The organism is Bacillus cereus group sp. Bc010 (genome assembly GCF_027716745.1).
In the GTDB taxonomy this organism is placed as follows: Bacteria; Bacillota; Bacilli; order Bacillales; family Bacillaceae_G; genus Bacillus_A; species Bacillus_A pacificus.
In genome coordinates this window covers 34601-47376 of record NZ_JAQFUY010000010.1, presented here as the reverse complement: position 1 = coordinate 47376, position 12776 = coordinate 34601, and the positions used below count along the sequence as shown (strand labels likewise).

The following is a 12776-nucleotide window of genomic DNA, read 5'->3' as shown; positions in this document are numbered from 1 at the left end:
TATTTCGCTATGGCTTGTAGACATTTTTTGTTTTCTGAAGAAATAGTTTACTGGCTGTAACAAGCAGAATCGTTCGTACAAAATTATTGGAGAGTGGACAGCATTGGTTTCATCTATTAAAAGGTTTTTAATTGGAAGGCCCTTAAAATCAACTGAGTTAGGAGAGCAAAAACTTAATAAAACGAAGGCGCTAGCCATTCTTTCTTCTGACGCATTGTCATCAGTTGCATATGGTCCAGAGCAAATATTAATTGCACTAGCAGGTGTTGGAGCGATCGCTTATTGGTATTCTATTCCGATAGCCATTGGGGTATTAGTATTATTGACAGCCCTTATTTTATCTTATCGTCAAATTATTTTTGCTTATCCGCATGGCGGAGGGGCGTATGTTGTATCAAAAGAAAATTTAGGGATGAATTCGGGCTTAATTGCTGGAGGATCTTTATTAGTCGATTATATTTTAACTGTTGCAGTAAGTGTGTCTGCAGGTACAGATGCGCTAACATCTGCTTTTCCTAGTTTACATGCACATAATGTAATCATTGCGATTATATTTGTTATATTTATTACCATCTTAAATTTAAGAGGGGTAACGGAATCAGCTTCCGTTTTAGCATATCCTGTTTATTTATTCGTTTTAGCATTATTTATATTAATTGGTGTAGGGATATATAATATTTTAACTGGTCACGTGTCACCGAATTTACACACGCCGATTGGAACACCAGTTGCAGGGATTAGTTTGTTTTTACTGTTACGAGCATTTGCATCAGGAAGTTCTGCTTTAACAGGTGTTGAAGCAATTTCAAACGCAATTCCAAACTTTAAAGATCCTGCACCTAACAATGCAGCGAAAACATTGCTTGCAATGGGTGCATTACTTGCAGTTTTATTTTCAGGAATTGTGTTCTTAGCTTATTATTACGGAATTTCTCCAAGTAAAGAAGTAACAGTTGTTTCACAAATTGCTGAACAAACATTTGGACGTAATTTCATGTACTATTTTATACAAGGTACAACAGCTTTAATATTAATCCTTGCTGCTAACACAGGCTATTCTGCATTTCCACTATTAGCAGTTAACCTTGCAAAAGACAAATTTATACCGAGAATGTTTACGATAAGAGGAGACCGTCTAGGTTATTCAAATGGTATTATTATACTTGGAATTGCATCAATTATTTTAATTGTAGCTTTCCAAGGGCAAACAGAGCATTTAATTCCGTTATATGCAGTAGGTGTATTTATTCCATTTACCCTTTCTCAAAGTGGTATGGTATTAAAATGGCTTCGTGAAAAACCAGAAGGATGGGCTTTACGATTAACAGTCAATTTAATTGGTGCAGTCATTAGTTTTATCGTAATGAGTATGTTCTTTTTAACTAAATTCGCACAAGTTTGGTCAATCCTTATTTTCTTACCTGTTATTATCTTCTTGTTCCACCGAATTAAGAAGCATTATGATGCAGTGGGTGATCAATTAAGCTTAAAAACTTGCGAACCTCTTATTCCAATTGAGGGGAATGTAATTGTCGTTCCAGTAGCTGGTATGACGCATGTAGTAGAAAATTCATTAAACTATGCGAAGTCTTTATCTGCAGATCAAGTTATTGCTGTATATGTTGCTTTTGACAGAGAAGAGGAAAAGAAATTTGAAGAGAAATGGAAGAAGTGGCAACCTGAAGTAAGACTTGTTACCTTACATTCTCACTATAGAAGTATTATTCAACCACTAACGAAGTTTATTGATACAGTACAATATAAAGCGAGTGAATCAAATTACCGAGTTACTGTCGTTATACCACAGTTCATTCCGAAGAAAGGTTGGCATAACATTCTTCATAATCAGTCTAGTTTACTCATTCGTGCGTATTTACTCTATAAAAGAAATGTTGTTATTACGACAGTTCCATATCATTTGAAAAAGTAAGAAGTTTTTAAAGGATAGCTTTACGAAAGTGGAGCTATCCTTTTTGTGTATACGCTATGCATAATTGCATATGAGTTTAAAAGATATATTAATATAATTTTTTGTATCTGTGAGTAAGTAGAGGTTTTTGTTGTGATATATGGATATTTTAATTGAAAAAGTGAAGTGGATTATATTTTGAAATAAAGACATGAAGGCTTGAAAATAAAGGGAATGAAAATACTTCTTTACGTTATATAAATAGCTGTGTTTAAATGACCTTACAGTATAAAACTTATATAAAAACAAAACGGAATTTCATATTTACGTACGTTATTTAGTTTAAGATGAATAATATTTTTATGTAATATATTCACTGTGTGAATGTGGAAATTGCTATAAAATAGAAATTTTATACAATGTTATTCATACTAATCACATATGAAAAAATAATAAAATGTTTTGTGACGATAAGTAAGTACTGTAGCAATACGAGAGAGGTGGTTCATACATGGATTGCGGTGAGAACGTTCTCTATTTTAACCATCTCAAATTATGGGTAAGAAAATAGAATAATAAAATGCGATAGTAATAGTTGCTAATACATAGGAGGAGTTAAAGTGAAAAAGACTTTAATTACAGGGTTATTGGTTACAGCAGTATCTACGAGTTGCTTCATTCCTGTAAGCGCTTACGCTAAAGAGGGGCAACCAGAAGTGAAAACAGTATATGCACAAAATGTAATTGTTCCAAATACATTATCCAATTCAATTAGAATGTTAGGATCACAGTCACCACTTATACAAGCATATGGACTAGTAATTTTACAACAGCCAGACATTAAGGTGAATGCGATGAGTAGTTTGACGAATCATCAAAAATTTGCAAAGGCAAATGTAAGAGAGTGGATTGATGAATATAATCCGAAGTTAATCGACTTAAATCAAGAGATGATGAGGTATAGTACTAGATTTAATAGCTATTATAGTAAGCTCTATGAACTAGCAGGGAACGTAAATGAAGATGGACAAGCAAAAGCAGATTTTACAAATGCATATGGGAAATTACAATTGCAAGTACAAAGCATCCAAGAGAGTATGGAGCAAGATTTATTAGAGCTAAATCGATTTAAAACAGTATTAGACAAAGATAGTAATAACTTATCGATAAAGGCTGATGAAGCAATAAAAACACTACAAGGATCAAGTGGAGATATTGTGAAGTTAAGAGAAGATATTAAAAGAATTCAAGGGGAAATTCAAGCTGAACTAACTACTATATTGAATAGACCTCAAGAAATTATTAAAGGTTCTATTAATATCGGTAAACAAGTATTTACAATTACAAATCAAACTGCACAAACGAAAACAATTGATTTCGTTTCTATCGGTACTTTAAGTAATGAAATTGTAAATGCTGCAGATAGCCAAACGAGAGAAGCAGCTCTTCGCATTCAGCAAAAGCAAAAAGAGCTATTGCCACTTATTCAAAAGTTATCACAAACTGAAGCAGAGGCAACACAAATTACATTCGTTGAAGATCAAGTAAGTAGTTTCACAGAACTAATCGATCGTCAAATTACAACTTTAGAAACGTTATTAGCAGATTGGAAAGTTTTAAACAGTAATATGATCCAAATTCAAAAGAATGTTGAAGAAGGCACATATACAGACAGTAGTTTACTACAAAAACATTTCAACCAAATTAAAAAAGTAAGTGATGAAATGAATAAACAAACGAATCAATTTGAAGATTACGTTACAAACGTTGAAGTACATTAAAAATAAGTAACGATATAGGGAGAGAAGAAAAATGACAAAAAAACCTTATAAAGTAATGGCTCTATCAGCACTTATGGCAGTATTTGCAGCAGGAAACATTATGCCAGCTCATACGTATGCAGCTGAAAGTACAGTGAAACAAGCTCCAGTTCATGCGGTAGCAAAAGCTTATAATGACTATGAGGAATACTCATTAGGACCAGAAGGCCTAAAAGATGCAATGGAAAGAACAGGTTCAAACGCTTTAGTAATGGATCTGTACGCTTTAACAATTATTAAACAAGGTAATGTTAACTTTGGAAATGTATCGTCTGTTGATGCTACTTTAAAAGGAAAAGTGATTCAGCACCAGGATACAGCTAGAGGAAATGCGAAGCAATGGTTAGATGTATTGAAGCCACAGCTTATTTCAACGAATCAAAATATCATTAATTACAATACGAAATTCCAAAACTATTATGATACTTTAGTTGCTGCGGTTGATGCAAAAGATAAAGCGACGCTCACGAAAGGATTAACTAGATTATCAAGTAGTATTAATGAAAATAAAGCGCAAGTAGATCAGTTAGTAGAAGACTTAAAGAAATTCCGAAATAAAATGACGTCGGATACGCAAAACTTTAAGGGTGATGCAAATCAAATTACATCTATTTTAGCTAGTCAAGACGCTGGAATTCCGCTATTGCAAAATCAAATTACATCTATTTTAGCTAGTCAAGACGCTGGAATTCCGCTATTGCAAAATCAAATTACAACGTACAATGAAGCAATTAGTAAATATAATGCAATTATTATCGGTTCATCAGTTGCGACAGCTCTAGGGCCAATTGCCATTATTGGTGGTGCAGTAGTTATTGCTACAGGTGCAGGAACACCGTTAGGAGTCGCGTTAATTGCAGGTGGTACAGCAGCTGTAGGCGGTGGTACAGCTGGAATCGTATTAGCAAAAAAAGAGCTTGATAATGCACAAGCTGAAATTCAAAAAATAACAGGACAAGTTACAACTGCTCAATTAGAGGTAGCAGGATTAACAAACATTAAAACACAAACGGAGTATTTAACAAATACAATTGATACTGCAATTACAGCGTTGCAAAACATTTCAAACCAATGGTACACAATGGGGTCAAAATACAATTCTTTACTTCAAAATGTAGATTCAATTAGTCCGAATGACCTTGTTTTCATTAAAGAGGATTTAAACATTGCGAAAGATAGCTGGAAAAACATTAAAGACTATGCAGAAAAGATTTATGCTGAAGATATTAAAGTAGTAGATACGAAAAAAGCATAATCGAATACGAATCGTTAGAGCGTTAAGTATTGATGAATGATTTGAAGCTCCTGTTCAGTTGTGAGCAGGAGCTTTTTATCGGACTTTAATGGGCGGTAAGACCCCCACCTCAAAATGCAGCGAAAGCAAAGAATTTAGGTGGGGATTGGGCTGCCCCTAAAAGTCCGATTGGTGAGGGCTGATTAAAGTTTCACTTTATACCCTTATAAAGAAAACAGGTGAAAAGTATGCAGAAACGATTTTATAAAAAGTGTCTTTTAACGTTAATGATGGCTGGGGTGGCAACGAGTAATGTATTTCCTTTACATCCTTTTGCAGCAGAACAAAACGTAAAAACATTGCAAGAAAGTGCGAAAAATTATTCGTTAGGGCCAGCTGGATTCCAAGATGTAATGGCGCAAACGACATCGAGCATATTCGCAATGGACTCCTATGCAAAATTAATTCAAAATCAGCAAGAGGCTGATTTGAGTAAAATAAGTTCGATTAATAGTGAGTTTAAAGGAAATATGATTCAGCACCAACGAGATGCAAAAATTAACGCGGCGTATTGGTTAGATCATATGAAGCCGCAAATTATGAAAACGGATCAAAATATTATTAATTACAATAACACTTTTCAAGCGTATTATAATAGTATGCTAATTGCGATTGATCAAAAAGATAGCGTAAAGTTAAAAGCGAATTTAGAAAAATTGTATGCGGATATTGTAAAGAATCAAAATGAGGTAGATGTATTATTAGGTAATTTGAAAGCTTTTCGCGATAGAATGGCGAAAGATACAAATAGCTTTAAAGCGGATACAAATCAACTAACCTCGATTTTAGCAAGTACGAATGCTGGTATTCCAGCTTTAGAGCAACAAATTAATACATATAACGATTCAATTAAAAAGAGTAATGATATGGTTATCGCTGGTGGTGTACTTTGTGTAGCGTTAATAACATGCCTTGCTGGCGGACCGATGATTGCCGTTGCGAAAAAAGATATTGCAAATGCAGCAAGAGAAATTGCCAATTTAAAGGATAGAATTTCTGGCGCACAAGCAGAGGTCGCAATTTTGACAGATGTAAAAAATAAAACAACAAACATGACTGAAACGATTGATGCAGCAATTACAGCATTGCAAAATATATCGAATCAATGGTATACAGTAGGGGCAAAATATAATAATTTACTACAAAACGTAAAAGGAATTAGTCCAGAAGAGTTTGCGTTTATAAAAGAAGATTTGAATACAGCGAAAGATAGCTGGAAAGACGTAAAAGATTATACAGAAAAATTACATGAAGGTGTGGCGAAGTAAACAGTGGGCTAGTTCCGCTGTTTATTTTTTGCCGAGAGTACCAACCTTCTTATCTCAAGGTATTTACTCTTCTTGGTATGATTGGTCGTCAGTTCTATTTATAAAAAATAGGCCTTAATAGAAATTTATATAATCCTTTCAAATAAGTGCAATTGGATATTAGCCATCTGTATTTTAAGTGCGAAATATATAGTTTGATCCTAAAATATTTCTCAACCTCAAAATTGCATGCATTCAAAATAATTGTGTTAATATTTAAATAATATGCAGGTAATATCTAAAGAGAGGGTGACGGGCGTATGAAAAATTCAGTTCCCCACGATTACCGTACCAGAAAAAAGGTATACATACCTTAGCGGAAGTTCACTATAAATTAGGGAATTATGAAAAGGCAAAATTCTTTATTGATGAAGGGCTAAAAGATTGTACGGAAGAATACCACCACCGTTATAATATCTTGAGTGCTTTAGTTAATAAGGTTTCTATTGAAAAATTAGAGTTTGTTGTTTTGGAAGCTATAGCTTATTTTAAGGAACAAAATATTTGGAAAGAAATTCAAAATTATTCTGAACTTTTAGCTAATGAGTGTTATAATGTAGGAATGAAGGATGAGGCTTCAGAGTATTATCGTATGAGTTATGAAGCTAAAATTTCAATAAAGGAAAAGGGGTATTTAAGATGAAAAAGATTAAGGTTTTCGTCATAAGTCTAGTAACTGTCACTTTATTATCTATTGGATTAAATAACCCTGAAATTCATCAAAATACATCAAAATACATCAAAAAAAGCACCTGTTGTACAACATATGACTGAACCAGGTGGAGGAATCTAGTAAAAGGTTCATTCCCCTTTTAAAAAACGATAATTATAATTCCTAAGAAAAGCCTATTTCCTAAAAAGAAATGGGCTTTTTAATATGTGGTAATACCCCATTGTCCATCAAGCGAAAATTTTAAGACGCTCTTATAACAAGAAATCAGCTCATCTTTTCTTAGCTGTCTAACAAAAATTAAATTTCACTAAAACAGGTAAATCTTGTTTTAATTTTTCACTTCAAACTGAAGATTTAATGCATATTACGTATGGAATTAAGAAAAAAGCATGAAAAAGGGACAAAAAATGGTCTCTTTACTAACCCTTACAGAAAACGCGAATGGAAATTCCATAAGTATGAGAAAAACAGTTTTTGATATCCTGGGCCTCATATACAACTTTTCTATGTTAAATAACTTGATTCTACCGTGCGTTTTTGAGCGGTCCTGTTATCGTTATTGCAGAAAATGCGTGAATTAAATGATAATGGATTTACATGTTTCACGCGTAACTATATTGAGTTAGTAAATCTACACAATAATGTTTCATTTCATACAGTAAGTGTAGTGGAAGTTCAGTTAGATAAAATTCTGTAGTCGAAATTTATTACATAAAGCTGTATAATGCTTGTAACGAAAGGGAAATACAGGAAAGGATTTGTATTGAGTTACTATGGATAAAGATAAACAACAATTAAGCGTTGAAGTTGCAAGATTATATTATCAATCAGATTATAGTCAGCAAGAAATTGCTAACAAACTAAATATTTCAAGACCGACGATTTCTAGGTTATTAAAGTACGCGAAAGAAAAAGGATTTGTTCAAATTAGTATAGCTGATCCATTTGCTGATTTAGATAACGTTGGAAATTTACTGAAAGAAAAGTACAATTTGTTAGAGGCGCATGTCGTATTTTCTCCAGTGCCAGAATACGCAACGATTACAGCGTATATTAGTAAATATGCAGCTGAGTATATGGAAAAGACGGTTAAAAATGGTGATATCGTTGGTGTAAGCTGGGGAATGACGATGTATGAAATCGCTAGAAAAATTGTACCGCAACATGTAAAAGGTGTAGAAGTCGTTCAGTTAAAAGGTGGTATTAGTCATTCGAGTGTAAATACATATGCGAATGAAACAATCGCTTTATTTGCAGATGCTTTTCAAACGACGCCAAGAAATCTACCCCTTCCAGTTATATTTGATAATGCAGTGACAAAGGAATTAGTAGAGCAGGATCGACATATTCATCACATTATCGAAATGGGGAAACAAGCAAATATTGCAATTTTCACTGTAGGGACAGTGCGAGACGAAGCGCTATTATTCCGATTAGGTTATTTCGATAAGGATGAAACAAGTTTACTCAAAAAACAATCGGTCGGTGACATTTGTTCACGTTTCTTTGATGGGGATGGAAATATTAGTAGTGAAGAAATTAATAAGCGGACCATTGGAATTGAGTTAGAGGAACTGAAATTAAAGAAACGTTCTATTTTAGTTGCTGGTGGTAATAGAAAAATAAAAGCAATTGATGGTGCGTTACGTGGCGGATATGCAAATGTATTAATTATCGATCAGCATACAGCAAAAGAACTGTTACATTATCAAAAAGATTAGAAATAAAAGGCTTTCTCAAGATATTAATTTTGAGAAAGCCTTTTATTTTGTTATGTATGAATTATGGGAGTGCTGTTTGAATACAAATTGCCTTTTTAAAAATAATTATGGATATTGAGATACATACTACCATTGTTAATATAAAAGTTTTGATTTTAAATAGGAAGTGTTTCTTAGTTAGAATGAGCTTTATTTACTATAGGAAAATTCCCTTTTTAAAAAGAATGAACAAAATTTCAAAAGTGTATTTACATTTGTTCAACTAAGAGTTAGAATGAAGTTGTTAAAAGATATGAGGAGTGAAGATAATGAACATTGCAAAGTTAATTGACCATACAATTTTAAAAGCTAATACTACTAAAGAAGATGTTATGAAAGTAATCGAAGAAGCAAAGGAATATAAATTCGCTTCTGTTTGTATTAATCCTACATGGGTAAAGCTAGCTGCTGAAGAATTAGCTGGACATGATGTAGATGTTTGTACTGTAATCGGTTTCCCATTAGGCGCAAGTACTACTGAAACAAAAGCTTTCGAAACAAAAGATGCTATCGCAAAAGGTGCAACTGAAGTTGACATGGTAATCAACGTAGGCGCTTTAAAAGATGGCGACGACGAACTTGTTGAAAAAGACATTTATGAAGTAGTACAAGCAGCAAAAGGAAAAGCTCTTGTAAAAGTAATCATTGAAACTTGCCTATTAACAGATGAAGAGAAAGTACGCGCTTGTGAATTATCAGTAAAAGCTGGTGCTGATTTCGTAAAAACTTCAACTGGATTCTCAACTGGCGGAGCAACTGCTGAAGATATCGCATTAATGCGTAAAACAGTTGGACCAAACGTTGGTGTAAAAGCATCTGGTGGCGTTCGTACACGTGAAGATGCAGAAAAAATGGTAGCTGCTGGAGCTTCTCGCGTTGGAGCAAGTGCTAGTGTTGCAATCGTATTAAATGATGCAAAAGGTGCTACAGATAACTACTAATCATTAATGATGTTAAAAGCAATAGATACACAAAGTAAAGTGTATCTATTGCTTTAACAATTGAAAAAGATGTAAGCGGATACGAATGGGAGGAGACGGCTTATGAAATACTTAATCGGTGTTTTAGGCCTCGTATTGATTTTAGGTATCGCTTGGCTTGCTAGTAATGATAGAAAAAAAGTCAAATATCGCCCAATCATAACGATGGTTATATTACAATTCATTTTGGGGTTTTTATTATTAAATACAAGTGTAGGGAATATATTAATTAGCGGAATAGCAGATGGTTTTGGAGAGCTATTAAAATATGCCGCTGACGGTGTGAATTTCGTATTTGGTGGATTAGTAAATCAAAAAGAGTTTTCGTTCTTTTTAAGTGTATTAATGCCAATCGTATTTATCTCAGCTTTAATCGGTATTTTGCAACACATTAAAGTGTTACCTATTATCGTGAAATCTATCGGTCTAGCATTAAGTAAAGTAAATGGAATGGGAAAACTAGAATCATATAACGCTGTTGCTTCTGCGATTTTAGGACAATCTGAAGTGTTTATTTCAGTTAAGAAACAACTAGGATTATTGCCAGAGAAAAGAATGTATACATTATGTGCATCTGCAATGTCTACCGTTTCAATGTCTATCGTTGGATCGTATATGGTGTTATTAAAACCGCAATATGTTGTAACCGCTTTAGTGCTTAACTTATTCGGTGGCTTTATTATCGCTTCTATTATTAACCCGTATGAAGTTACTGAAGAAGAAGATATGTTAGAAGTACAAGAGGAAGAGAAAAAGACTTTCTTTGAAGTATTAGGAGAATACATTATAGACGGATTTAAAGTTGCGATTACAGTAGCAGCTATGTTAATTGGTTTCGTTGCTCTTATCGCATTCATTAACGCTGTATTTAAAGGTGTAATCGGTATTTCATTCCAAGAAATTCTTGGTTATGTATTTGCGCCATTTGCATTTATTATGGGTGTACCTTGGCATGAAGCTGTTAATGCTGGAAATATTATGGCAACAAAATTAGTATCAAATGAATTTGTCGCTATGACAGATTTAGCACAAGGAAACTTTAATTTCTCAGATAGAACGACAGCGATTATATCTGTATTCTTAGTTTCATTTGCAAACTTCTCTTCAATTGGAATTATTGCAGGGGCAGTTAAGAGCTTAAATGAAAAGCAAGGGAATGTAGTCGCAAGATTTGGTTTGAAGTTGCTTTTCGGTGCAACATTAGTAAGTTTTTTATCAGCAACAATCGTGGGCTTATTATTTTAATAGATTCATATCATATAAAAAGGAATGGTGATTGTAATGAGAATGGTAGATATTATTGCGAAAAAACGTGACGGTAAAGAATTAACGACTGAAGAAATCAAATTCTTTATTAATGGATATACAGACGGAAGTATTCCTGATTATCAAGTGAGTGCACTTGCAATGGCAATCTTCTTTAAAGATATGACAGATCGCGAACGCGCAGATTTAACGATGGCAATGGTAGAGTCTGGAGAAACGATCGATTTATCAGCAATTGAAGGAATTAAAGTAGACAAACATTCAACTGGTGGTGTTGGTGATACAACAACATTAGTATTAGGACCATTAGTAGCTGCTTTAGATGTGCCAGTAGCAAAAATGTCTGGTCGTGGTTTAGGACATACAGGTGGAACAATTGATAAATTAGAAGCGGTAGAAGGATTCCACGTTGAAATTACGAAAGAGCAGTTCATTGATATTGTAAACCGTGACAAAGTAGCTGTTATTGGACAAACAGGAAACTTAACACCTGCAGATAAAAAGATTTATGCATTACGCGATGTAACCGGAACGGTTAACTCAATTCCTTTAATCGCAAGTTCAATTATGAGTAAAAAAATTGCAGCTGGTGCAGATGCAATCGTACTTGATGTAAAAACAGGTGCTGGCGCATTTATGAAAACAGAAGAAGATGCAAAAGAATTAGCACATGCAATGGTACGTATCGGAAATAATGTAGGACGTCAAACTATGGCTGTTATTTCAGATATGTCACAACCGCTTGGATTTGCGATTGGTAACGCACTAGAAGTGAAAGAAGCGATTGATACGTTAAAAGGTGAAGGTCCAGAAGATTTAACAGAATTAGTACTTGTATTAGGAAGTCAAATGGTTGTACTTGCGAAAAAAGCAAATACATTAGAAGAAGCGCGTGAAATGTTAATTGAAGTTATGAAAAACGGAAAAGCAACAGAGAAGTTTAAAGAGTTCTTAAGTAATCAAGGCGGAGATAGCTCAATTGTAGACAATCCAGAAAAAATGCCACAGGCGAAGTATGTAATTGATGTACCTGCAAAAACTTCAGGTGTTATTTCTAACATTGTTGCAGATGAAATTGGTATCGCAGCTATGTTACTTGGTGCTGGCCGTGCGACAAAAGAAGATGAAATCGATTTAGCAGTAGGATTAATGTTACGTAAAAAAGTTGGCGATGCAGTAAAAGAAGGCGAGCCATTCGTAACAATCTACGCAAACCGCGAAAATGTAGAAGATGTAAAAGCAAAAATTTATGAGAACATTTCTATTGCTGAAACAGCAGTGGCTCCTAAATTAGTGCATACAGTTATTACTGACTAATCATCATTACACTTACTTTGAGGAGGAAATAATATGGATAAGAAAAAATATATTGAAGAAGCAAATAAAATGTTAGAAAAAGCATATATTCCGTATTCAAAATTTCCTGTTGGTGCAGCGTTAGTTACGAAAGAAGGTAAAATCTATACTGGTTGTAACATAGAAAATGCTTCTTACGGCTTATGTAACTGCGCAGAAAGAACAGCGATCTTTAAAGCAGTATCAGAAGGTGAGCGCGACTTTAGTTACTTAGTTATTACAGGAGAAACGGACGGACCGATTTCACCGTGTGGTGCTTGTAGACAAGTAATTGCTGAATTCTGTGAACCGAAAATGCCTGTATTACTAACGAATGTAAAAGGCGATGAAAAAGAAGTGACTGTTGAGCAATTACTGCCAGGTGCTTTCTCAATAGAAGATTTAAAATAAGTTGAAAAACCCTTCCACAAA

10 protein-coding genes are annotated in these 12776 nt (G+C 34.0%); all 10 read left to right on the top strand.

Translation table 11 applies throughout. From position 1 onward, the window contains the following. Positions 1-103: 103 nt before the first annotated feature. Positions 104-1930, top strand: coding sequence for an APC family permease (locus PDQ68_RS13515; protein ID WP_016717183.1), 1827 nt, complete (start codon positions 104-106; stop codon positions 1928-1930). Between the two features lie 599 nt (positions 1931-2529). Continuing rightward, positions 2530-3690, top strand: coding sequence for a non-hemolytic enterotoxin NHE subunit A (gene nheA / locus PDQ68_RS13510; protein ID WP_061183864.1), 1161 nt, complete (start codon positions 2530-2532; stop codon positions 3688-3690). A gap of 31 nt (positions 3691-3721) precedes the next feature. Continuing rightward, positions 3722-4984 carry a non-hemolytic enterotoxin NHE subunit B gene (gene nheB, locus PDQ68_RS13505; protein ID WP_061183863.1) on the top strand — a complete coding sequence of 421 codons (1263 nt, stop codon included), beginning with the start codon at positions 3722-3724 and terminating at the stop codon, positions 4982-4984. Positions 4985-5211: 227 nt separating this feature from the next. Continuing rightward, positions 5212-6291 carry a non-hemolytic enterotoxin NHE subunit C gene (gene nheC, locus PDQ68_RS13500; RefSeq protein WP_061183862.1) on the top strand — a complete coding sequence of 360 codons (1080 nt, stop codon included), beginning with the start codon at positions 5212-5214 and terminating at the stop codon, positions 6289-6291. A gap of 457 nt (positions 6292-6748) precedes the next feature. Beyond that, on the top strand, positions 6749-6973 hold the full coding sequence (locus tag PDQ68_RS13495) for a hypothetical protein (protein ID WP_061183861.1): 225 nt from the start codon (positions 6749-6751) through the stop codon (positions 6971-6973). 803 nt (positions 6974-7776) lie between these two features. Then, positions 7777-8724 carry a sugar-binding transcriptional regulator gene (locus tag PDQ68_RS13490; protein WP_061183860.1) on the top strand — a complete coding sequence of 316 codons (948 nt, stop codon included), beginning with the start codon at positions 7777-7779 and terminating at the stop codon, positions 8722-8724. A 308-nt stretch (positions 8725-9032) separates the two neighbouring features. After that, positions 9033-9704 carry a deoxyribose-phosphate aldolase gene (gene deoC, locus PDQ68_RS13485; RefSeq protein WP_001017443.1) on the top strand — a complete coding sequence of 224 codons (672 nt, stop codon included), beginning with the start codon at positions 9033-9035 and terminating at the stop codon, positions 9702-9704. A gap of 102 nt (positions 9705-9806) precedes the next feature. Continuing rightward, positions 9807-10988, top strand: coding sequence for a NupC/NupG family nucleoside CNT transporter (locus tag PDQ68_RS13480; protein WP_000876191.1), 1182 nt, complete (start codon positions 9807-9809; stop codon positions 10986-10988). A 36-nt stretch (positions 10989-11024) separates the two neighbouring features. Beyond that, on the top strand, positions 11025-12326 hold the full coding sequence (locus tag PDQ68_RS13475; RefSeq protein WP_001983022.1) for a pyrimidine-nucleoside phosphorylase: 1302 nt from the start codon (positions 11025-11027) through the stop codon (positions 12324-12326). Between the two features lie 33 nt (positions 12327-12359). Beyond that, positions 12360-12755, top strand: a complete 396-nt coding sequence (locus PDQ68_RS13470) for a cytidine deaminase (RefSeq protein ID WP_000358526.1) — start codon at positions 12360-12362, stop codon at positions 12753-12755. Positions 12756-12776 lie beyond the last annotated feature (21 nt).